Here is a 22,682-nt window from a genome sequence, read left to right as displayed (position 1 = left end):
TTGATTCAATTAACAAATTAATGCTTGCGTATGAAACCGACGTTCAAACAATTGTATCAAATTTATACGCACCGACGGCTGTTTTACAGCTCGTGGTTCCCAAACATGACGCATTAAAAAAAAGCCCGTTAGAATAAAACCATTTATTATGTCACTAAAATCTACTGGACGAGTCATTCTTTGTACAAGAAATTGGGGAAGAATGAGAAGTTTTTCTCTCCAAGGGTGCCCTGCTTGCTCACAAACAGCTCGTCCTGATTTTGGTGATACATAACAGAGCTTTTCTAGACTTCCTGTTGCAGCACAACGAGATAAATCAAGACCAAAGCCAAGTTCCTCAAGAAGACGCATTTCAAAACGTACAAGCAATTCTGCAATGATAGATGATTCCTCAAAATTTTGCATAAAAAGATGTAAAAGATCATATAAGCTGGGATGTGGATCACGCTCAGGAAGAAGACGCAAATGAAACGCCATCAACTGCAAAGCATAAAGTGCTTCTGGTAAAACTATTAATCGTGCCGCATGTAAGTCAAGCGCTTCAAGTCGGAAAAGTCCCAAATGTTCATCTAAACGTGCCCACCATTCAGCCTCAACAAAATTCCCAGGTTGAAGTACAGCTGCCATACGACGCGAACGTCCACCTTTTACCACCCCCATATAACGGCCATGCTGACGTGTCATAATTTCAAGGATAACACTTGTCTCACCATATTGGCGTGTGCCAAGTATAATGGCTTGTTCTTTCCATTTCATTTTATTTTAGAAAATCCAATCCCATTTCACGATAACGTTCTGGATCGCTGTCCCAATTATCACGCACTTTCACAAAGAGAAAAAGGTGAACTTTTTGATCCATGATTTCCATTAATTCCTTACGTGCTGCTTGACCAATTGCTTTAATTGTATCGCCTTTTGCTCCTAAAACAATTTTTTTCTGACTATCACGCTCTACATAGATGACTTGATTAATTTTAACGGAACCATCTGAACGTTCCTCCCAGTTTTCTGTTTCAACTGTTGAAGAATATGGAAGTTCATCATGAAGGCGAAGAAAAAGCTTTTCGCGCGTTATTTCAGCAGCAAGATGGCGCATGGGCATATCTGAAATTTGATCCTCTGGATAATACCATGGCCCCTCCTGCATCATGTTACTCAACGCGTGAAGCAAATCCTTGCAACCAGAACCATTGAGAGCGGAAATCATAAATGTTTGCAAAAACGCAACACGCTCATTAATTTTGGCAGTTAACGATAAAAGAGATTCTTTAGCAACTGTATCAATTTTATTAAGAACGAGGATTTTATCCTGTTTAATGTCTTTTATAATATCTAACATTGTATAAACATCATCTGATAGACCATTTTGAACATCAATCAAAACTAAAAGAACATCAGCACTTTTAACACTTCCCCAAGCAGTCGATACCATCGCACGCTCTAATGGCTTGTGAGGACGAAAAACACCTGGTGTGTCAACCAAAACAATTTGCGTATTCTCATGAATGACAATACCACGGACCAAAGCCCGTGTTGTTTGTACCTTATGCGTTACAATTGAAACCTTTGTCCCAACTAATTGATTTACTAATGTCGATTTGCCAGCATTAGGCATCCCAATAAGTACCACAAAACCAGAACGCGTTTTCATAGCGTCACCCATGATCATTTTTTCCTATTGTTTTCCATACACCTTCACGGCGTAAAATCTTCTCCGCTGCCATTCTTTCGGCATATCTCTTAGAACTACCCTGCCCAATTTCTGGAGCAAAACCAGCAACATTTACCTCTACCATAAAAACAGGATCATGATCTGGACCCGAACGTTTGATAATTTGATAATGTGGTTGTGCATTGCCCTGCATATGAGCCCATTCCTGTAACTCTGTCTTGGCATCACGTCGACCAGCATTCATCTGTTTTGCCCGACTTTGCCAATATCTTTGAATAAAAGGGCGAACGCTCTCCAATCCTCCATCTAGGTACATCACAGCAATCAAAGCTTCTACCACATCAGCATGCATATTGATGAGTCGACGCCCCTCGAAGTTTCTCATCTCGAAACCCACGTAAATCATTTCAGGCAAACCCATTTCTCGTGCAATATCGGCACATGTATGTGCATTCACCAAACCGTTTAAACGTACCGATAATTCACCTTCACTTGCCTGTGGGAAAAATTGATACAGCATTTCTGCAATCAAAAGCCCCAGAACCCTATCTCCTAGAAATTCCAGCCGCTCATAATTTCCCTGTTCCGAATCTTGGACACTAGAATGTGTTAATGCTCTTTTTAATCTCTCTTCATCTCTAAAGCGATGCCCCGTCAGCTTCTCCAGCTGATCAATCATTGGACGCTTCATTATTGATTCCTTGCTGTACAAGCGGTAAATCACGAACCTTATTGATAAAAGAAAATAAACGATTCCAACGTATATCAAATGGCCAACGCCAAATCTGCCAAGCACTTGAACCATTCCTGATAGAGAAAAAAATCACACTTGCTCGCCCAATAAGATTCTCCTCTGGCACATAGCCCACATCTAAACGACTATCGTCGGAATTATCACGGTTATCACCCATCATAAAATAATGCCCCTGTGGCACTTCAAAAACTTTCGTGTCATCAACTTGCGGAATAAAAGCTAAATCAAGTGTATCGTAGCTGACACCATTCGATAGTGTCTCACGATAGACGTCAACAGGGTGATTCACCTCTGTTATATCAGAATTATCAATCTTCCCCATAAAACGACGAGAAACAGCCTCATCATTAATATAAAGAACACCTTGACGAACTTGTACACGATCACCTGGTAGTCCAACAACACGTTTTATATAATCAATATTCGGATTACTCGGTAAACGAAAAACCACAACATCCCCACGCTGAGGCTGAGAGGACCAAATACGCCCCGAGAAAAGAGGGGGAGAAAAAGGTATGGAAAAATGAGAATATCCATATGCATATTTAGAAACAAATAGATAATCTCCCACAAGCAACGTAGGACGCATGGAACCGGAAGGAATACTGAAAGGCTGAAAAAAAAGTGTCCGAATAAGCGCTGCTAAAAACAGAGCCTGTATCAAAACCCAAATAAATTCAAGAAGCCCGCCTTTTTCTTCCTTTGTATACATTTTCTCTTTCTGGATCATTACAGATCACCTTCCCATCACAAATATAATTCATTCTCTATCATAATGTTCAAATAAAAAAAGCACAATCTCTCATACTATCTATCCACGCGGAAGTGCTTCGATAATAACAAATGCCTGAGCCCAAGGAAAATCATCTGTTATACTTAGATGAATGACAGCTTCATAAGAAGGAGGCAATAATTTTTGTAATTGCAGTTGCGCACGATCCGTTAATTTCATAATCGGTTTGCCGGATGGCAAATTAATAACCCCCATATCTTTCCACCCCACACCACAAGCGATTCCCGTCCCTAAAGCCTTAGCACATGCTTCTTTGGCCGCAAATCTTTTGGCGTAAGAAGAAGATCTTTTTTGAAGATTTTCAGATCTGATCTGTTCAATGTCGGTAAAAATACGTTGAACAAAACGATCACCATAACGGATCAACATTTTCTCAATGCGTCTTATATCAACCAGATCATTTCCAAGACCAATGATCATAAAAGATTGCTCGACTTTTTTTTGCTATAAATGCTTTTTTTGATAATTTTTTTGTATCGCTTTTGTTGAAAGCGGGCAATGGCTCTATAAACACCTATATAAGATAAGCTACTAAAAATAACACCTAAAAGAGTACCACCTAAAATCATCGGTCTCATGATTGAAACCCATGCACCCTTGAAAAGCAAAGATACATTTGACAGTGTCAAACCATCAAACAGAGCGCGAATTTGCGAAAGAGAAATCTCATCTACATTGCTAAAAAATGATAAACAGAAATAGCCGATCTTATAATCGGCCATAACAATAAGCAAAAATGTAAGGGGATTAGAAAAAACCGTTCCAGTGATTGCTGCTGCAAAATTTGCCCGTAAAACCCAAGAAAAAAATATTGCTAAAACAATATGCATACCAAAGAAAGGCGAACAAGCTAAAAAAATCCCTATAGCAAATCCTAAGGCAACCTTATGTGGCGTTGCTGATATACGCAAAATACGTTTACGTATGTAGCTAAATGAGCGAGAAAATGAACGACGTGGCCATAACCAGAGTCGAATACGCTTTATAAAATCTATTGGTTCTCGACGACGAAAAAGCATATGATTCTCAATATACATCCTATGACAATGAAACAATTTGTACAATTCAAACGGATTTCTTTTAGTTTTTTTGCCTAAAAAACAATAGAAAGACAATTAAATATTTCGACTTCCTGGTTTGATCGCTGGGAGTGCTGCAAGTTCAGCAGGAAGCGCATCATGAGCGTAAGAAGCTATCTCATATTCAGCAAGTGCAATCAAGGGAACTCCAACATCAACTTTACCACCAGAACGATCAAGAATACACGCACTCGCCAAAACATCTGCTCCCGCAGCAACCAAAGCCTCAACCGTCTCACAAATAGAGAGACCCGTTGTAACAATATCTTCAACAATCACAACCCGTGCTCCCTTTTTTATTTCAAAACGACGCAACTCAAATACGCCATTTACACGCTCTACCCATAGAGAAGGAATACCAAGATGACGTGAAGTCTCATAGGAGGGAATAAGACCACCAATCGCAGGACCAACAACATAATCAATATGCCCCTCAATCGATTCTCTGATTTTTGCGGCCAATCCACGACATAACTTCTCTGTCAAATCAGCATGCATAAATACTTTTGCCTTCTGCATATAAATAGCACTATGACGGCCTGAAGTTAAAATAAAATGTCCTTCCAAAATAGCATCTGCTTGTTTAAAAATAGTAATCACATCTTGTGTATTCATCGCAAAATCTCTCTTTTTCATCCATGAACCCGCCGTACTGCACTCACCGAACCTGCCTCTTTTAACTGAGAAAAAATACGATTTAAATGTTTTAAATCCCAAACTTCCAGATCCATCATAATTTCTGTGAAATCTGGTGCTGTATGAATAAGAGATAAATTTTGAATATTAGCATCATTAGCAGAAATTACTTGGGTAATTTCTGCTAATGAACCAGGGCTATTAACAGCCAAAATATTAATTCGAGCTGGAAAACGTTCGCTCATTTGGGCATCAATATCCCAGCGAACATCAATCCATCGTTCTGGCTGATCATCATAGGCCATCAAAGCCGAAGACTGTATTGGATAAATGACAATCCCCGCCCCTGGTTGCATGATGCCAACAATCCGATCTCCTGGAACAGCTCCTTCAGGAGAAAAACGTACAGGAATATCACCACGGGTTCCTCGAATAGGTAATGCCTTAGATTGACGATTTTCTGCAGTTGCATCCTTTTCATTTTCCGGAACCTTAAAAATCATACCTTGAGCGTTTTCAATGTTAAACCAACCTTCTTCCCCAGGCTTAAAAGATGACTTTTGTACGACACGGTGATCTTGATAATCAGGATAAACTGCTTTAAACACATCTGTTGACGGCAACTCACCACGTCCAACAGCAGCCAATACGTCTTCCACATCTTTGCGTGCCAAACGTGGCAAAACTTGTTTAAGAATATCTTTTGAAAATTGTTTTCCCATATACTCAAATGAACGCTCAAGTATACGATATCCCAAACCTGAATATTGCTTCCGTACAGCCGCACGGGTTGCGCGGCGAATGGCTGAGCGTGCTTTGCCAGTTACCACAAGAAATTCCCACGCTGCTGGTGGAATTTGAGCTTGTGAACGTATAATATCAACTTCATCACCATTTTTTAATTTTGTCATTAAAGGCATAATGCGACCATTGATTTTTACCCCAACACAAGAATCACCAATATCAGTATGGACTGCATAAGCAAAATCAATAGGGGTAGCGCCTTTGGGAAAGGCAATCAATCGACCTTTCGGCGTAAAACAAAAAACTTGATCTTGAAAAAGCTCAAGCTTGGTATGTTCTAAAAATTCTTCTGGATTATCTCCATCTGACAAAGATTGAATCGTTTGGCGCAACCAAGCATAGGCATTGGTTTCGTTCGATAACTTCGCAGTTGAATAATTGGAACCATGATCTTTATAAATGGAATGTGCTGCAACGCCATATTCAGCAATTTCATCCATAGCAGCAGTTCTAATCTGTAGTTCAACGCGTTGCCTTGAGGGACCTACAATTGTTGTATGAATAGAACGATAATCATTCTGCTTTGGTATAGAAATATAATCTTTAAAACGACCAGGTACCATGGGCCATGTCGTATGGATAACACCAAGAGCACGATAACAATCATTTACTGTGTCAACAATAACGCGAAAGCCAAAAATATCGGATAATTGTTCAAAAGATAATGCCTTACTTTCCATTTTACGAAAAACGGAATAAGATTTTTTCTGACGGCTTTTAACATCTGCTTTAATGCCATTCTCGAAAAAGAGCTTTGCTAGTTCATTTTCAATCCTAGAAAGCAAATCACGATTACGCTTTGATAATTCAGAAAGTCGATTGGTTATCGTACGATAACCTTCTGGATTCAAATAAAAGAAAGAGAGATCTTCTAACTCTTCGCGCATATCCTGCATACCCATACGACCTGCAAGGGGCGCATAAATATCCATCGTCTCTTCAGCAATACGTCGGCGCTTATCGTCACGCATAACACCAAGGGTACGCATATTATGAAGACGATCAGCAAGTTTTACTAAAAGAACACGGACATCATCAGAAATAGCAATAAGAAGTTTACGCAAATTCTCTGCTTGTACGGCTTTCTTCGATACAAGGTCAAGCTTATTAAGTTTTGTAAGCCCTTCAACCAACTTACCAATTTCAGATCCAAAAAGTTGGTCAATTTCTGCTCGGGTAGCACTTGTATCTTCAATAGTATCATGCAAAAGAGCAACAGCAATTGTCGCTTCATCCAACCGCATATCTGTTAAAATAGTAGCAACTTCTAAAGGATGAGAAAAATAAAGATCACCCGAAGCACGTTTTTGATGACCATGCTTTCGCATTGCATAATCATAGGCTCTCTTTAACAGAGCTTCATCCACGTCAGCCTTGTAACGTTGAACACGCCCAACAAGCTCACACTGACGCATCATACGAGTATATCCTTTATATTTTCACAATTTAATCCTTATTGAATATGAATATTCTGTCAATAAAAGACAAGAAAAATAACCGCTACCGCATGACACAAGTATATTTGCTTTTGTAATACAAACTGCCGCAATTAATAATCGTCACTCTTCTCTGGAACAACCAAACCTTCAATGCCCGCTAGAAGCTCTTCTTCAGACATATGGTCGAATGAATTCCCCTCTTCCTCCATTGAGGCTCCAAAAATACTCTCAGCTTCACCCGAATGCGTAATAAACTCACTCGCCATTTCTGGCTCATCCACTTCCACATGCTTTTGCAATGAATGAATAAGATCTTCTTTCAAATCGGCAGGCGATAATGTCTCGTCTGCTATTTCACGTAAAGCAACCACTGGATTTTTATCATTATCACGATCAACCGTAATTTGTGCACCCTGTGAAATCTGACGTGCCCTATGCCCAGCTAAAAGCACCAGCTCAAAGCGATTATCGACTTTATCAACACAATCTTCTACTGTTACGCGGGCCATTTATGCTTCTTTCTTAATATTAAAAAACTTCATAATGTGTATACAGTATATACAATAAACAAAATAAAACACAAGAAAAACAATGCAGGTTTTCATATTTTTTGCTCAAAGAGCTCATTTAAAACTTCTTGAAAGCTTTATAAAAATGCACAACCTCTCTAACTTTGTTATAAGTATCATTTTAGAATAAGAAACTTAAAGAATGCTGGTTTCAAACAAAAACTATACTTGTTTGTTCAAATGATTCTCTCCTTTTGGGAGTACATCTTTTAGAATTATACGAGCCATTCAAATTATTAAAAGTCTTTTGCTCTCATGATAGTTGTCTTTATACATCATAATAATGTATTCATTAAAAACTGAACTTTTATTCCATTCGCGTCGTATTTATCCCTCTCTTATTTATCGGATAAATCACTTAAATGATTATGACTCTTTGAAAGCTAGAAGCAAGATTTCATATTCAAGTTTGTTATTAAATCATGCATTTGTATTCATTATAGTTGTTCACAAAGATAAGATCCGTCATATACCTTATAAATAACTCAAAAGAATTTTTATAAAAAGTGATGAATAGCTCCCTATGAATTGTCAATCAACATTGCTGTGCCCAGAACCGCCACAAAATTGCAATTTATGCCCACGCTTGCATAAATTCATCTCTGACTGGCGCATAAAAGAACCAAGCTGGCATAATGCACCGGTGCGTCCATTCTTTCCTTATAAAGGTGCTGCTACAACGCGCCTTCTCATTGTTGGTCTTGCTCCTGGATTACGTGGAGCAAATCGAACTGGACGCCCGTTTACTGGCGATTATGCTGGACATTTGCTTTATTCCACTTTGAAAAAATTTGGTTTTGCCCAAGGAGACTTTGAAGAAAGAGCCGATGACAGTCTTGAATTAATTGATGCAGCAATTGTTAACTCAGTTCGTTGTGTTCCACCAGAAAACAAACCTACTGGTGAAGAAATTAATACGTGCCGATATTTCTTTTCACCTCTTTTAACAAATCTTCCCAAGCTTAAAGCTGTTATCACCCTTGGTACCATTGCACACCACTCAACACTTCGTGCCCTTAATGCAAAAATTCTAGCTCATCCCTTTGGACATGGAGAAATAAACAACATTGGTAGATTGCGCATTTTTTCAAGCTATCATTGTTCACGCTATAATACCAACACTGGTCGCTTAACGGATGCTATGTTCCATCAGGTTTTCGAAGCAGTAAGAACATATCTGGATCAATGCTGAAATCTCTTTCGTCATGCTACAAAAAGAATATACAAACAAATCTGTTATCCATAGCTTTTTAAAAGTCTTGCTTTTTCACGTCCCCAATCCCGTTTTTTCTCTGTCTCGCGTTTATCATGAAGTTTTTTTCCACGTGCCAGAGCAATTTCTAACTTAGCACGTCCTTTTTCATTAAAATAGAGTTTGAGAGGAACAAGTGTCATTCCTTCACGAGAAGTTGCGTTAAAAAAACGTGCCATTTCACGTCTTGAAATTAATAATTTACGCAAACGACGAGGCTCATGATTAAAACGATTAGCTTGCGTATATTCAGGAATATAGCTGTTTACTAACCATAATTCTCCATTTTCAAAGCTCGCATAACTTTCAGCAATATTGGCATGGTTAGAACGCAAAGACTTTACCTCTGCTCCCTGTAATACCAGACCAGCCTCAAGATTATCGAGAATTTCATAATGAAAACGAGCTTTACGATTATCAGCAATTATTTTTCGTACTGGCGCGTTCTTTTTTTTGTTCATGGCTACACTTTATTCTTTAAGCAAACCTGCATGTTGTAAAGCTGCATCAATAATCTTCTTTGTGGTATCGGCAAGTGGAACAATCGGTGAACGAACTATGCTACCACAAATCCCTAATTTTGCAGCAGCATATTTAATACCGGCAGGACTTGGTTCAATAAATACTGCACGATTGAGAGGCATGAGCCGATCATTTAATTCGCGTGCTGTCTCATAATCACCACGCAAACAAGCCGCATGAAGCTCTGCACACAGCTTTGGAGCAACATTGGAAGAAACCGAAATACACCCTACCCCCCCATGTGCATTAAAACCTAATGCTGTACAATCATCACCAGAAAGCTGTATAAAGTCTTTACCACATTTTTCTCGTTGTTCACTCACACGTTCAATTTTGCTCGTCGCATCTTTGACACCAATGATATTTTTAAAATCTTGGCACAGATCTCTCATCGTTTCCACGCTCATATCGATAACAGAACGACCAGGAATATTATAAATTATAATAGGTATAGAAATAGCCTTCGCAATGGAAGAAAAATGCGTGTACAAACCAACCTGATTAGGCCGGTTATAATAAGGAGTGACAACCAAAACAGCATCTGCACCCGCTTTCTCAGCATGTTGCGCAAGCTCTACAGCTTCACTGGTACTGTTTGATCCTGCTCCCGCTACAACAGGAACACGCTTAGCAACCTGTTCAACACATAATTCTATAACCCTTTTGTGTTCTTCATGACTTAAAGTCGGCGATTCACCGGTTGTTCCAACAGGACTTACACCATTAATACCTTGTACAATCTGCCACTCAACAAAATTGCAAAATGCTTTCTCATCAATAGCGCCGTTATCATCAAACGGTGTGATAAGCGCAGTTACGGCTCCCTTGAGCATGATAAACTCCCTCTCATGTTCTCTTGTTATTTTTTGAATAGCCTTTTTAAATTATCCCATGATAGAACATAATCTGGCTCTGTTATTGAAGCAAGATGAATTTCACAATAGCGCTCACTCGGTTTAATATGTATCTTCTTCAATTCTGATACCTCTATAAAAGATCAGCCTATGTTAACTCGTTTTTCACGCTTCTCTTCTAAAAATCTTGAGCGTTTCTCAAAAACAAGGTTTCAAGGTTTTTTCTTTATGCGTACCCTTTTTGCCCTCTTTTTTTTACAGACCTTTACTGTACTTATACTGGCAACCACTGTTTCATTTTCAAGTGTATGGGCACAAACACCCCTTTTGCATAGAAAAGTACCAATCCCTTTGGGGCGCCCCACCCCCTTTGTTTCCAAAAAAGAAAATGCAAAACCTCTTAGACAATTACACACGGCACCCCATAATTTTCCTGCGCCTAATAATAATTCTAATCTTCAACAACTTAAAGCTGGTTTAGATGCACTTTTAAACAATAATATTGCAAAAACAATAAATCTGCGTAATTCACTGGTAAAGAATAGCCTTGATCGTCATATTATGACATGGGCGATCGCTATATCAGGTCAAGCCAATATACCAAGCTCTGAAATATTCAATGCAATAAAAGAGCTAAAAGGATGGCCTAGTATAGATATTATGCAACGTAATGCTGAACGTGCTTTTATTAATGAAAATAATTTCACCCACGCCATCCTTCAAAAATTTGCTCATCATCCCCCCTTAACAGCACAAGGCATGGCTCGGTTTGCTAAAGCGCTTATTGCAACTGGACAAAGCACTCGTGCGCGACAAATTATTGCCCCATGGTGGCATAACACAAAACTCAATGCAAAAGAAGAAGAGCTGATTCTTAAAAATGCCAGTGTTGTGCTAAAACCTATCGATCATTTAAAACGTATGCAATTTATGCTTTATGCTCATCGCTTTGATTCAGCAGAGCGTGTTGCAAAATTAGCTCGTGCTCAATCTCTTTTTAATGCTTTTGTAGCCGTTGAAAAAAATGATCCTAAAGCCACGCAAAAATTACGCGCTGTGGAGAGAGCATGGCAAAAAGACCCTCTTTTACAATTTGCTCAAATTCGCCATCTTAGACGAACTGGACAATATGATATAGCTGCAACACTTATGATGAGAATATCAAAGAATGCATTAAACCTGATGAACTCTCAAGCATTATGGAAAGAGCAACGCGCCCTTTCTCGAGAAATGCTTGATTTAAACAAACCTCAAATCGCTTATCAACTCGTTACTATGCATCATGGTATGACATCTTTATTGACAGTGGATGCTGAATTTCATGCAGGGTGGTATGCACTAAGGTTTCTTCACAATCCTAAATTGGCAATGCACCATTTTTCACGTATTCCTCAATTATCTTCTGCACCTCTTTCAGTATCCCGTGGCTACTATTGGATGGGACGAGCAGCAGAAACCCTAGGTGAACATAAAAATGCCCAGAGTTATTTTCATCGTGCTGCACATTTTGGGGCAACTTATTATGGTCAATTAGCAGCCTCATGGCTTAATCAAAAAAAGCTTGACATTTCTTTTCCCAAGCCAACAGCTACTGAACGACAACGTTTTAGTGCACGAGAAGCTATTAAAGCAATTCAACGTCTTGAAGAAGCAGGCTATGCTCATTTAGCTAAATTCTTTTATAGAGAACTTGGTAAAAAAATAGAAAGTCCTGGAGAGTTAGCTCTTCTGGCTGTGATGGCTGAAAAAAATGGTGACTATTATACCAGCCTCAAAATCGGGAAAACGGCTGTTTATCAAGGGAAAAATGTTGGTGCACTTTCCCATCCTATAGGTGCTATACCAACCTCTGCTAAGGTTTCTGGTGCAGAACAAGCGCTTGTTTATGCCATTGCACGTCAAGAAAGTGAATTTAATCCAACTGCCATATCAAAAGCAGGCGCACAAGGTATACTTCAATTGCTGCCGACCACAGCAAAAACACTTGCAAAGAAGTATTCAATTATATGGTCACCCAAAAAATTGAGCAGTGATGCCAGTTATAACGCTATATTAGGGGGCTATTTTCTCAATGAACAATTGGAACGTTTTAATGGATCCTATATACTCACTCTTATCGGTTATAATGCAGGCTCCCGTCGTGTTGATGAATGGATAAAACGTTATGGTGATCCTCGGGGGCAATCCCTTGATAAAGTTATCGACTGGATTGAACGCATTCCCTATACAGAAACACGTAATTACGTCATGCGTGTCATGGAAAATTATGGGGTTTACAAAGCCAGGCTGACGGGAAAAACAGACATAAAAGCCTATCTTCTTTCCGGCCGATGAAATGAAATAACTCCAATTTGCCCCAAAACTGCTTACTCTCGTTTTTCATCATATATGTTACAATATTGTAGCAATTATAACATAAGGTATGAAGAGAATTAACCCACTTTCCTTGAAAATCAGTTAAATATCAATGACACTCTTATAATTTTGTTCACTTTTGATGGAGGGGGAGGAGGAAAAGAGCCTACACGCTGAAGTGCTTTCATCGCTAATCGATCAAGTTCTGGATCACCTGCAGAAGCGACAACACGACTCGAAAAAACACTTCCCTGTTCATGCACTCTAAATTCTAATGTCACTGTCCCTTTTGTACGACTGATACGCTGTCCTACAACGTAACTTTTTTGCTTTTCTAATTGTGCCTGTACCTTTGTCAACCACTCTCTTAACAATGCATCTGCACGCGCTGTTGTATCACCGCCCTGAGCAGCGATAGACGCGCTGATAGCCTTCACAGCGGGCTGTTTTACCACCGCCTTTTGTGGTATTGCTTTTTTATCATGCGCTTTATGCTCACCTTTTTGAGGTAAAGGCTCCTCCAAAGATTTGAGAACCGTAAAATCATCCTTTTCTAGAGTATGCTGAAGCTCTTCCGGTTGAACCTCATCTACTTCTTCTAATGTTTCTGACTCCTGTAATATTTCTAACTCCTGCTCTGACAAATCAGACGACAACTCTTCTGGCTCTGTGCTAACATTCGATAGATCTGTATCAATATCTAGCGAATCCGTTTCAATATCGGAATAAAGAGGCTCTTGAACAAACGTCAGCATAATCGGGAGTGAGAGCATACCCTTCCCCACACCAGTATCGCAAAAGTAAAACTGTGCTCCCAATGCCATATGCAAAGAAAAGGCGCAAATAAACCCACCAATCCAAAGAGTTAATAACTGCCTTGTATTTGTAAAAATCATTGTTTCTTCCGCTGATAATTTAAACTTAATATCGGTATTACCTTCATTAAAACAGGCTCTTTTGAAATTGCAACTTTTTTTCTTGACTGATTTTGTCATGTTTAATATGGTTTCACCGTGGTTTTGTGCTGAAGTCAAATCACTCTTGCTTGACAGGCTAATTTGTTATCGGTAAGTCAAGCGTTTTTGTATGTGAAGTTTCAAACCAGAGAGGGGTCGTTTTAAGAAAAGGTTATGATGTGTTATGCGAATAAGACGAAAAAATATCCATAAGAGCTGCATAATTTTAAGTGCATTGTCGGTCTGTATCCCTTCATTTGTTTTTGCACAAAACAGCAATAAAAATGATCTGATTGAGCTTAAACCAATTGTTATTAAAGGGAAAAAAGACGCTTCGGATTCAGTAAGTATTCTGACCAGTCGTAACACCGCTAAGGATATTAATGGAAAACAAATAAGTGATGTTCATGATATTAGTCGTCTTGATCCGTCTATCACTTACAACACAGATAAGAATAGTTTTGTGCTTCGTGGTTTAGATGCACAGCGTGTGCTTACCACAATGGATGGTATTGTTGTTCCATGGCTTGATGATATATTGCGTAAAAATCGTGGAAGTAGTGGAAATACAACGTTTGATTTTAGCGCTCTTTCCGCATTTGATATTATTCAAGGATCAGATTCTAGTCTTTATGGATCTGGTGCTCTGGGAGGGGTTGTCGCTTTGCGTACCCTTAATCCTGAAGATCTTATTACTGAAGAAAAGAATTGGGGTAGTCTTGTAAAGGGCGGTTATGATTCTGTTAATAATAGTTGGCGTGTGAATCAAGCTTTTGCTGTACGTAATTATCAAACATTTTTGCTTTTCCAAGGTTCTTATACAAAAGGTCATGAACGCAAAAATATGGGGACCGTCGGGGGATATGATGAGCGCACACGTAAAAATCCCACTGATTTTGACCAAAATAATTTCCTTTTTAAAGTTCATCAATACTTTAATGACAATCATAGACTTGGTTTTACAGCCGAACGCTTTCATTATAATAGAAACACCCATTTATTAAATATAGGCAAAAGGTATGTTCCAGGTTCTGCTTATGAACAAGACAATAAACATCGTGAACGTCTTTCTTTGTCTTATAATTACAATGGCAATGGGGATACGTTTTTTGATGCATTTCATGGGAAACTTTATTGGCTAAAACAATCAAATAATGATATTACGACTGGCGTTCGTGTTAGAGCTCCAAAAGGAGACTATTTAAGGGATAATCTTGTCAATAATACTAATTATGGTTTAAATGTTGATGCCCACAAACAAGTCAATATTGGTACTGTAAGCCACACATTAAAGCTTGCCACAAATGCTTTGTCATCAAAATGGCATCATTATTTGCTAGGCAAAGATAATTGTCATTTGAAAGAAAATGAACGCGGATGTCTCTTTGTTCCTGCTAACCGATCAGATTCACCAGATACGCATAGCTATAATTTTGGTTTAGCTTTTGAAAATGAAATTGGTTTTGCGGATAATCATTTCCGTGTAACACCTGGAGTTCGTTACGATTGGTATAAATATATCCCTCAAAAAACTTCTTCTTATGAGAAAGCTCTCATTTCAGATCCTTTTCCTCCTGAAAGAAATGGGGCACATTTTTCTCCTAAGTTACGCGTAGAATGGGATGTTCGTAATCAAGTAACATTGTATGCTCAATGGGCACAAGCTTTCCGTGCACCACGTGTTTCAGAACTTTACGTCTCTTATATCAAACCTTCTGCTTATTATGTAAAAGGAAATCCTGATCTTAAAGCGGAAACAAGCAATGGGTATGATGTCGGACTACGGTATGGAGATGCGAATTTTGGTGGTTCACTCAGTGCTTTTGTTAATCAATATAAGGACTTTATAGATGCTATCGATATAGGTCCATCAGAAGATTTTATGTTTGCACGTCGACATTATATGAATCGTTCACGTGTACGTATTTTGGGTGCTGAAGCAAAGGTACATTTGGCTCTTTATAGTGGTTTCCATAGCAACTTCTCTCTTTCTTATTCGCAAGGAAAAGATCTTGATAAAAATGAGTACCTTAACTCAATTTCGCCTTTGAAAGCGGTTATCAATTTAGGATATGGGCAAGAAACTTGGGGAACGGATGCTGTACTTACTGTAGTAGCCAAACGTGACAAAGTTTCTGGAAAATCTGACTATCAGAAAGTTCCTGGCTATGAAGTTGTTGATGTATCAAGTTGGTGGAAACCTTTTGGTGAAAAGGGGCCAATTATAAGAGCGGGTGTTTATAATCTTTTCAATAAAAAATATTGGAATATATCGGATCTTCCCTCGGGTGATAGTTCGACACCAAAAGACTATTATAGCCAGCCTGGTCGTAATTTTAAAGTGTCGTTTATGCAAAAGTTTTAGTCGCTTCTGTTGACCATGAGATCAATGGGAAATTGTATCAGTAAAGGGATGAATTATTGTGTTTCTATTCTCATTGTTCTTTAAATTACAAAGACTTGGAAGGAGCGCTTTCACTCCTCTCGGTTTATTAATTTGGGGTTGTTCTGCTGTTGATAATAAGGGCTTATTTGCAATGGAGTGAACCATTCGTTGAGAATGGTTCACTCCATTGCCTTAGAATTGTGAAATTTAAAAAGTTAACTCTGTACAAGTAATATTAAGGAAAGTCTATGTCATATACAGCTGAAATGATTATTCGTTTGCGTGAAGAAAAAAAAGAAATGCGAAACCGCGATTTTGCGGTTTCTATTGGCATATCTGAAGCAGAACTTGTTGCTGCTTATTGTACAATTGGAAAAGCAAAAAGACTCAAAGCTGATATTGCAACTTTCTTAGAAAACGCTCCTCAGCTTGGAACGATTATGGCTTTGACACGTAATGAACATGCTGTTCACGAAATTACAGGATGTTTTGAAAAAGTTGTTCAACATGAACACGTCCCTATCACACTTGGTGAAATCGATTTGCGTATTTTTTCAAAACAATGGAAATTCGGTTTCGAGTATGAAGTGATTGTTCTTGGAAAACCTACAAAGAGTTTGCAATTTTTTGATCAATATGGTGTCGCTATTTTAAAACTCTATGCTAAAGACACAACGAATATGAAAGAATGGGGTAGACTTATTGAACAGTTGCTTCATGAGGACCAATCATCTGTTCTTGATGTCCTTCCTGCTTCTACTCCAATCCAATATAACACAACAGAGTTGGATGTTGAGAAGTTCCAAGATCGTTGGAGGAATATGACCGATGTGCACCAACTTCACAAGATTATTTCTGAGTTTAAAATTAATCGACATGATGCTGTAAAATATGCAGGTCGTGAGTTTGCTTATGAATTAAAGGTAGAAGCTGTTGAGATGATGCTCGAAAAAGTTGCAGAGCAGGAAATACCTATTATGTGCTTTGTTGGTAACAGGGGATGTATTCAGATTTTCACTGGGCAAGTGAAAAACATTAAGCAGGTGGGACCGTGGCTTAATATTCTCGATCATAAATTTGACCTGCATTTACTTGTTTCCGGTATTGAAAACGTATGGTGTGTTCGCAAACCTACCAGTGATGGTTCTGTCAGTTCACTTGAAGTTTTCGATAAAAATGGTGAAATGATTGTTCAATTCTTTGGTATGCGCAAGGAGGGACAGAAAGAACGTGAGGATTGGCGCTCATTATTGAATAGTTTGCCCTCATGTCAAGAAGCAATAATCGCGTAGGAAGGTAAAATCAAAGATGGCTATACTTTTCTTACAGAGATTCTTCAGTATTTTGATACTGCTTTCTTTTTCTGTTTTTTCTCAAACAGTAATCGCTGAGCCTACAACGCACTTTTCTGAAAATGCAAAAATCGTTTCTATCGGTGGTTCTCTTACAGAAATCGTTTACGCGTTAGGAGCTCAAAATCAACTTGTAGCTCGTGATAGTACAAGCGTTTATCCGCAAGAAGCACTCAAACTTCCTGTCCTTGGATATATGCGTGCCTTATCACCTGAAGGGGTTCTCTCGCTTGCTCCAGAAGGCATATTGCTCATTGAAGGAAGTGGTCCTGCTTCAACAATTGATATTCTTAAAAAAACTTCTATCCCTATAGTGATTGTACCAGAAAACTACTCTCGTGAAAGTGTTATAGAAAAGGTTCGCATTGTTGGAAAAGCCATTCATCGTGAAGAACAAGCAACTGCATTAATTGAAAAAATAAGCCGTGATTTTGTAAATAATGATGCACTTTTAGCAAAAGTAACAAAACCAAAGCGTGTCCTTTTTGTTCTATCTGTACAAAATGACCGCGTTATGGCATCTGGAACAGATACAGCAGCCGATGGTATGATAAAGCTTTCAGGTGGTATCAATGCCATCTCCGATTATAAAGGATACAAACTGCTCAATAGTGAAGCGTTATTGAAAGCAAACCCTGACGTTATCTTACTTGTAAAGCACGGTGGAAAATCCACTAACATTGAAAAGATTTTAGCTATACCAGCAGTTCAAGCAACAACTGCTGCGAAAAATCATGCCATCGCACAGATGGATGTTATGTATCTTTTAGGATTTGGTCCGCGTACTGCAGATGCATCAAGAGAACTTATTAATATATTTTATGGTGCAAAACAAAATGGTAAGAGCTGATAGAAATGTTAGATGATACATCCATAATGTATGCACCTGAGACAAAACAGAGTAAAAAAATCAACTATACAAATTTGAGAGCGATTGTCTTACTAGGTCTCATTATATTCCTTCTTTTAAGTATTTTGGGTGGACTTTTGAATGGTGCTTCAAAGGTTTCTCTCTTTAATTTCTTTCATATTATGCTTACACAAGATTTTTCAGTAAGTAGTAAAACGCGTGATTATCTCATATTTGTTGATATTAGGCTTCCCCGTGTTATCTTAGGGTTATTGATTGGAGCATCTCTAGCTGTTTCTGGCGTTCTCATGCAGGGACTTTTCCGCAACCCTCTCGCAGATCCTGGAATTATAGGTGTATCAGCAGGTGCTGGTCTTGGTGCTGTTTTGGCAATTGTTATCGGTATCGCCTTCCCAGTTTCATTAGCATCTTTTTTAGAGCCTTATAAAGTTATCATAGGTGCCTTTTGTGGCGGACTTCTCTCAACAATTGTTCTTTATACAATAGCAACACATCACAGTTGTACCTCTATTGCGACCATGCTTCTTGCCGGTATCGCTCTTGGTGCTTTAAGCAGTGCTGTTGTTGGAACATTGCTCTTTATCGCAAATGACCAACAATTACGTGATATTACTTTTTGGAATCTTGGTTCTCTTGCGGGTGCAACATGGCTAAAAGTTTGGCTTATTCTCCCTTTTATCTGTGTTGGTCTGCTTTTTTCTCCCCTTTTATCACGCGCACTTAATGCTCTTGCACTTGGAGAAGCCGTTGCTGGTCATATTGGTTTCCATATCCAGCGCGTTAAAAACATTGCCATTTTCCTTGTTGCTCTCATGTGTGGTAGCGCTGTTGCTGTCAGTGGTGGTATTGGTTTTATTGGTATTGTTGTTCCACATATTTTACGTCAACTTATTGGTCCAGATCACCGCTACCTCATCCCCTGCTCTGCTCTTTTGGGAGCAGCATTGCTTATTTTTGCTGATACCTTTGCGCGTTTAATTGTTGCTCCAGCAGAATTGCCAATTGGAATCGTTACAGCACTTGTTGGCGCTCCTTTCTTCTTGTGGATCCTTATACGCAAACGAGGAGCAAATTTTTCATGATTGAAGCAACACATATTTGCGTTCAACGCGGAAAAAAACAAATACTCAACCACATCAATTTTCAAGCAAAAAATGGTGCTCTCACTGTTATTATCGGTCCCAATGGCTCTGGCAAAAGTACTTTCATTAAAGCATTGAGTGGAGAGATTCCCTACAGTGGAAAAATGACTTTAAATGATCATGATGTTAGCCAAACAAAAACGTCTGAAATGGCAAAGATGCGTGCCGTGTTACCACAATCAACAGTGCTTGCCTTTCCATTCTTAGTCCATGAAGTGGTTGCGCTTGGTCTCTCTGTAAACCAATGTACTATTTCCAAAGTTGAATTGCAAAATCTTACCCAAAAAGCTTTAGACCGTGTTGGTCTTACTGACTATAGCACCCGATATTATCACCAACTATCGGGAGGAGAACAGGCTAGAGTGCAATTGGCTCGTGTCCTTTGCCAAATATGGGAACCGGTTTATCGTGGAATTCCTCGTTGGATGATCTTAGATGAGCCTATTGCAAGCCTCGATATTCAACATCAAATTGTCGTTATGGATATTGCCAAGAATTTTGCCCGTTGTGGTGGTGGCGTTCTTGCTGTTCTCCACGATCTCAATCTTGCCGCACATTATGCAGATAAAATGATATTGCTAAAGCAAGGAGAAATTCATTGCGAGGGAAGTGTCTCTACTGTTTTGACAACACAAAACCTCCGTGAGGTTTATCACTGTGCTTTAAATGTTTCTGAATTACCTAAAGCAGATGTACCATTCATACTCCCTCAAACTGCATCCTGCCTATGACAAAATGTTCAATTTTTTTAATTAAAAAATTAAGCCATATGACAATATGACAAGTTGAAATATACAGATCCGTTAAGAAGTCATTTTGTTTTAAATTAGCAACTACTTTTCATTAATACTTTGATTTATAAAATGATTGCTTTTTGTATTGAATGAGAGCATCAAATATCAGCATGTTTCTTTGTTTTTATCCTTGTTCATAATTAAAAGACATCACTTCACACATCATACAAGAAAAGAATGTGTGCGAAAAAACTTTTGAGAAAGTACTTAATATTACCCTCTTATGAACCGTCTTTAAGACGCATCTAGAAATTGAAAAAAGAAAATAATCTATCACATAAGAATAATTGCCGATTCATGATAAACTGCGCATTTGAAAAAACTCCATATATTTGACAATATAAAAATTAAAAACTTAACTGAAAACGCTACACAAACTTATGATGGTGTGCGGATAAATTAATCAAGCTCATATATGGTAATGCTATCCTTTATAATGATATCCACATTATGGTAATAAGAAGTCCATGGAGTCTCACATCATTAACGCATCTTTATCATCTGATAATATTCCTTTATCATGATCTGAACCTTGAATTTTAAAATTAAAACATATTGCTAATTAAATTCTTGAACGCAGAGAGCTCTCCTTTCTAAAATATTTCATTTAAATCTGTATCTTTTTATAAAAGCAATTTGTATTAACAAATAAAACAATTGTATTTGCTAGTTACGTGCTTTATCAGATGATAAACTACTGAGGCTATTTCTGATATGTAAATAGAGATAATCGTAGTGGGTTGGTCAAGAAAAATAATAACTAAAGTTATTATAATAATAGCTAAATTGGTAATAATGTTTTAGTTTATGAAAATACCATAATGAAAAATGCGCTTTTATACGGATCATTCCCTTTGCCATAAATTCCAAGGGCTTTTATGAACTTTTTCGTACGCTCGTATTGACAAAAAAACGTAATTTTAAGTGTTTTTTCTTGTAATAGGTTCCACATCTCACCACGTAACCTCTAAAATGACCAACCTAAAAATCGTTAAATATCGTTTTTAGCATTCTCAAATATTTCAATGAATGACATATGAATCATTTAGGGCTTGCATAGCAAATGACGCCGATTTGCTCCGCATCATTTGCTATCATCAATAGCGGATAGTTTATTAATTATCCAAAAACCTCATGATTTTATAGCATAAACAACTGTTGCATTAACAGGTCGCGTTTCTGTTTCACCGGTCGAAGAAATGGTTACCTTATGTGTGTGCGCACCAGCCGACTGCGTCCTGCCTGTCATGACTTCATAGTGATAAAAGGGATTCCTTCTACCAATGTCATTGGCACTCCATCCAACTCCATTATATTGAAAGTTATGCGTATGCCCACCTGCTTCCTCAATGGTGCAAATATGCGTATGTGATTTTATGCTATCTTGTTGCTCATCTGCAAACTGTCGATCTGTATCTAGACCACGACCATCATCAAAACCACGTAAAAACAACCCTCTAAAGTCTGGAACTTTAAAGGTTGTATTGCTGTCTTTTCCCCATTTATCGCCTATTGCCTTAAACAATTGCGGATAATCTTTACGCTCATAGGTTGCACCATCGCATAAAAGCCAACCCTTTGGTACCTCTTGCATAGCAAATGTCGCAATAAATCCTGAGGGAAAAGTTTCTACCTTTGGTGGCGGAAGAGGTGTAGGGTTTAGGAGATACCAGCCATCATGATCTTTTATGGAAATGTTGCCATTATATACCATTTCATAAATACCATTCGTTTGTAGTTCTCCACCTTCTAATGGTATAATACCTGTATCGCTAGCTTTATAGATGTGCTTTTCTCCTATATTATTAACGATTATTTTCGTCATGCCAATGTTTACACCACGGGCTTTAAAACGTATGATGATATCATTCTTGTATTTCTCTATAGGTGAAACTGTCTTCAACGTGATTAATGTTGTTTTGTCTTCTGCATTAATCATAAAATTTGAATCAATAGAGCCACCATTATCCGCAAGATATTCACGTATACGCTGCATCATCGCCCGTGCACTATCATTGACAGAACTAGGTGGTTGACCTTCCGCCCAATTAATAATGCTATCTGAATGCGCATTTTCATCAGCCTTTAGCGACCAGTCATAAATATTAGACATTATATCCCCCCATTATTTTAATAACCTTTCTCGTCTTTTGCATCAGAATGCAGCTCTCCTGCTACCATTCGTTGATACATCACATATTGCTGCTCTATCCGTGTTTATTCATTTATTTGTCTTTCTGCCCTCCAATTCAAAAATCAAATCAACCACAGTTTTTTATAACACTAATACCAATACATTCACTTGCAACGTGATGACATCTTAGGCATCACCACTGTTGTTGCACTGTGGTTATACAGCTTCATTTGTCAGTCTTGCGTGTTTGTAAAATGTGTAAATATTGTTCACAAAATCCCTTATCGTGGATTTCATACGATCATCTTAAAAATGTCA

Annotated in this window: 20 protein-coding genes; 7 read left to right on the top strand and 13 right to left on the bottom strand. The window is 38.3% G+C overall.

Translation table 11 applies throughout. The features are described 5' to 3' along the window. Positions 1–9: 9 nt before the first annotated feature. From recO to rpoZ, 9 genes are all read right to left on the bottom strand, one after another. On the bottom strand, positions 10–756 hold the full coding sequence (recO, locus tag PVV68_RS03405; protein WP_273720531.1) for a DNA repair protein RecO: 747 nt from the start codon (positions 754–756) through the stop codon (positions 10–12). Between the two features lies 1 nt (position 757). Then, positions 758–1,663, bottom strand: a complete 906-nt coding sequence (gene era, locus PVV68_RS03400; protein WP_273720529.1) for a GTPase Era — start codon at positions 1,661–1,663, stop codon at positions 758–760. After that, positions 1,656–2,363 carry a ribonuclease III gene (rnc, locus tag PVV68_RS03395; RefSeq protein WP_273720528.1) on the bottom strand — a complete coding sequence of 236 codons (708 nt, stop codon included), beginning with the start codon at positions 2,361–2,363 and terminating at the stop codon, positions 1,656–1,658. Before rnc ends, era begins: the two co-directional genes overlap by 8 nt. Further along, positions 2,344–3,156 carry a signal peptidase I gene (lepB, locus tag PVV68_RS03390; protein ID WP_273720526.1) on the bottom strand — a complete coding sequence of 271 codons (813 nt, stop codon included), beginning with the start codon at positions 3,154–3,156 and terminating at the stop codon, positions 2,344–2,346. The genes rnc and lepB overlap by 20 nt, the downstream gene beginning before the upstream one ends. Before the next feature lie 81 nt (positions 3,157–3,237). Then, entirely contained in the window at positions 3,238–3,639 is a 402-nt protein-coding gene (acpS, locus tag PVV68_RS03385; protein ID WP_273720524.1) for a holo-ACP synthase, read from the bottom strand. After that, positions 3,636–4,238 (bottom strand): DUF2062 domain-containing protein, encoded by a 603-nt coding sequence (locus PVV68_RS03380; RefSeq protein WP_273720522.1) that lies wholly within the window; start codon positions 4,236–4,238, stop codon positions 3,636–3,638. The genes acpS and PVV68_RS03380 overlap by 4 nt, the downstream gene beginning before the upstream one ends. Positions 4,239–4,334: 96 nt before the next feature. Then, a complete protein-coding gene (gene pyrE, locus PVV68_RS03375; RefSeq protein ID WP_273720521.1) occupies positions 4,335–4,913 on the bottom strand; it encodes an orotate phosphoribosyltransferase in 579 nt (192 codons plus the stop codon). 17 nt (positions 4,914–4,930) lie between these two features. Then, complete coding sequence (locus tag PVV68_RS03370) at positions 4,931–7,156, bottom strand: bifunctional (p)ppGpp synthetase/guanosine-3',5'-bis(diphosphate) 3'-pyrophosphohydrolase (RefSeq protein WP_273720519.1); 2,226 nt, start codon at positions 7,154–7,156, stop codon at positions 4,931–4,933. A gap of 131 nt (positions 7,157–7,287) precedes the next feature. Beyond that, complete coding sequence (gene rpoZ / locus PVV68_RS03365; RefSeq protein ID WP_273720518.1) at positions 7,288–7,686, bottom strand: DNA-directed RNA polymerase subunit omega; 399 nt, start codon at positions 7,684–7,686, stop codon at positions 7,288–7,290. 583 nt (positions 7,687–8,269) lie between these two features. On the opposite strand from rpoZ, the gene PVV68_RS03360 reads away from it, so the two are divergent. Next, positions 8,270–8,938, top strand: coding sequence for a uracil-DNA glycosylase (locus PVV68_RS03360; protein ID WP_273720517.1), 669 nt, complete (start codon positions 8,270–8,272; stop codon positions 8,936–8,938). Positions 8,939–8,982: 44 nt separating this feature from the next. On the opposite strand, the gene smpB is transcribed toward PVV68_RS03360, so the two are convergent. Then, positions 8,983–9,459, bottom strand: coding sequence for an SsrA-binding protein SmpB (smpB, locus tag PVV68_RS03355; protein WP_273720516.1), 477 nt, complete (start codon positions 9,457–9,459; stop codon positions 8,983–8,985). 9 nt (positions 9,460–9,468) lie between these two features. Further along, positions 9,469–10,353, bottom strand: a complete 885-nt coding sequence (dapA, locus tag PVV68_RS03350; RefSeq protein WP_273720514.1) for a 4-hydroxy-tetrahydrodipicolinate synthase — start codon at positions 10,351–10,353, stop codon at positions 9,469–9,471. Positions 10,354–10,602: 249 nt separating this feature from the next. Between dapA and PVV68_RS03345 the strand changes: the two genes are divergently transcribed. Continuing rightward, entirely contained in the window at positions 10,603–12,708 is a 2,106-nt protein-coding gene (locus PVV68_RS03345; protein WP_273720513.1) for a lytic transglycosylase domain-containing protein, read from the top strand. Between the two features lie 119 nt (positions 12,709–12,827). On the opposite strand, the gene PVV68_RS03340 is transcribed toward PVV68_RS03345, so the two are convergent. Then, positions 12,828–13,625, bottom strand: coding sequence for an energy transducer TonB (locus PVV68_RS03340; protein WP_273720582.1), 798 nt, complete (start codon positions 13,623–13,625; stop codon positions 12,828–12,830). 244 nt (positions 13,626–13,869) lie between these two features. Here PVV68_RS03340 and PVV68_RS03335 point away from each other — a divergent pair, with 244 nt between their 5' ends. The 5 genes from PVV68_RS03335 to PVV68_RS03315 all read left to right on the top strand — a co-directional run bounded on the left by PVV68_RS03335 (position 13,870) and on the right by PVV68_RS03315 (position 20,167). Further along, the gene (locus PVV68_RS03335) at positions 13,870–16,050 is read left to right on the top strand and encodes a TonB-dependent hemoglobin/transferrin/lactoferrin family receptor (protein WP_273720512.1); all 2,181 of its coding nucleotides are present in this window, start codon (positions 13,870–13,872) and stop codon (positions 16,048–16,050) included. A 269-nt stretch (positions 16,051–16,319) separates the two neighbouring features. Then, positions 16,320–17,363, top strand: a complete 1,044-nt coding sequence (locus PVV68_RS03330) for a hemin-degrading factor (protein WP_273720509.1) — start codon at positions 16,320–16,322, stop codon at positions 17,361–17,363. Between the two features lie 16 nt (positions 17,364–17,379). Beyond that, positions 17,380–18,273 (top strand): hemin ABC transporter substrate-binding protein, encoded by an 894-nt coding sequence (locus PVV68_RS03325; protein ID WP_273720507.1) that lies wholly within the window; start codon positions 17,380–17,382, stop codon positions 18,271–18,273. Positions 18,274–18,278: 5 nt separating this feature from the next. After that, entirely contained in the window at positions 18,279–19,376 is a 1,098-nt protein-coding gene (locus PVV68_RS03320) for an iron ABC transporter permease (RefSeq protein ID WP_273720505.1), read from the top strand. Continuing rightward, positions 19,373–20,167 carry a heme ABC transporter ATP-binding protein gene (locus tag PVV68_RS03315; RefSeq protein WP_273720503.1) on the top strand — a complete coding sequence of 265 codons (795 nt, stop codon included), beginning with the start codon at positions 19,373–19,375 and terminating at the stop codon, positions 20,165–20,167. The genes PVV68_RS03320 and PVV68_RS03315 overlap by 4 nt, the downstream gene beginning before the upstream one ends. A 1,195-nt stretch (positions 20,168–21,362) precedes the next feature. Here PVV68_RS03315 and PVV68_RS03310 read toward each other — a convergent pair. Further along, the gene (locus PVV68_RS03310; protein ID WP_273720502.1) at positions 21,363–22,343 is read right to left on the bottom strand and encodes a phage tail protein; all 981 of its coding nucleotides are present in this window, start codon (positions 22,341–22,343) and stop codon (positions 21,363–21,365) included. Between the last annotated feature and the right edge of the window lie 339 nt (positions 22,344–22,682).

Origin of the sequence: Bartonella sp. ML69XJBT, from assembly GCF_028618515.1 — a bacterium.
Classification (GTDB): Bacteria; Pseudomonadota; Alphaproteobacteria; order Rhizobiales; family Rhizobiaceae; genus Bartonella.
The sequence above is the reverse complement of the archived record's forward strand: the minus strand, read 5'-3'. Positions and strand labels throughout refer to the sequence as shown.

Excerpts from the sequence above, each read along its gene's own strand:
- recO (WP_273720531.1), bottom strand. The coding sequence starts at position 756 with ATGAAATGGAAAGAACAAGCCATTATACTTGGCACACGCCAATATGGT.
- era (WP_273720529.1), bottom strand. The coding sequence starts at position 1,663 with ATGGGTGACGCTATGAAAACGCGTTCTGGTTTTGTGGTACTTATTGGG.
- rnc (WP_273720528.1), bottom strand. The coding sequence starts at position 2,363 with ATGAAGCGTCCAATGATTGATCAGCTGGAGAAGCTGACGGGGCATCGC.
- lepB (WP_273720526.1), bottom strand. The coding sequence starts at position 3,156 with ATGATCCAGAAAGAGAAAATGTATACAAAGGAAGAAAAAGGCGGGCTT.
- acpS (WP_273720524.1), bottom strand. The coding sequence starts at position 3,639 with ATGATCATTGGTCTTGGAAATGATCTGGTTGATATAAGACGCATTGAG.
- PVV68_RS03380 (WP_273720522.1), bottom strand. The coding sequence starts at position 4,238 with ATGCTTTTTCGTCGTCGAGAACCAATAGATTTTATAAAGCGTATTCGA.
- pyrE (WP_273720521.1), bottom strand. The coding sequence starts at position 4,913 with ATGAATACACAAGATGTGATTACTATTTTTAAACAAGCAGATGCTATT.
- PVV68_RS03370 (WP_273720519.1), bottom strand. The coding sequence starts at position 7,156 with ATGATGCGTCAGTGTGAGCTTGTTGGGCGTGTTCAACGTTACAAGGCT.
- rpoZ (WP_273720518.1), bottom strand. The coding sequence starts at position 7,686 with ATGGCCCGCGTAACAGTAGAAGATTGTGTTGATAAAGTCGATAATCGC.
- PVV68_RS03360 (WP_273720517.1), top strand. The coding sequence starts at position 8,270 with ATGAATTGTCAATCAACATTGCTGTGCCCAGAACCGCCACAAAATTGC.
- smpB (WP_273720516.1), bottom strand. The coding sequence starts at position 9,459 with ATGAACAAAAAAAAGAACGCGCCAGTACGAAAAATAATTGCTGATAAT.
- dapA (WP_273720514.1), bottom strand. The coding sequence starts at position 10,353 with ATGCTCAAGGGAGCCGTAACTGCGCTTATCACACCGTTTGATGATAAC.
- PVV68_RS03345 (WP_273720513.1), top strand. The coding sequence starts at position 10,603 with ATGCGTACCCTTTTTGCCCTCTTTTTTTTACAGACCTTTACTGTACTT.
- PVV68_RS03340 (WP_273720582.1), bottom strand. The coding sequence starts at position 13,625 with ATGATTTTTACAAATACAAGGCAGTTATTAACTCTTTGGATTGGTGGG.
- PVV68_RS03335 (WP_273720512.1), top strand. The coding sequence starts at position 13,870 with ATGCGAATAAGACGAAAAAATATCCATAAGAGCTGCATAATTTTAAGT.
- PVV68_RS03330 (WP_273720509.1), top strand. The coding sequence starts at position 16,320 with ATGTCATATACAGCTGAAATGATTATTCGTTTGCGTGAAGAAAAAAAA.
- PVV68_RS03325 (WP_273720507.1), top strand. The coding sequence starts at position 17,380 with ATGGCTATACTTTTCTTACAGAGATTCTTCAGTATTTTGATACTGCTT.
- PVV68_RS03320 (WP_273720505.1), top strand. The coding sequence starts at position 18,279 with ATGTTAGATGATACATCCATAATGTATGCACCTGAGACAAAACAGAGT.
- PVV68_RS03315 (WP_273720503.1), top strand. The coding sequence starts at position 19,373 with ATGATTGAAGCAACACATATTTGCGTTCAACGCGGAAAAAAACAAATA.
- PVV68_RS03310 (WP_273720502.1), bottom strand. The coding sequence starts at position 22,343 with ATGTCTAATATTTATGACTGGTCGCTAAAGGCTGATGAAAATGCGCAT.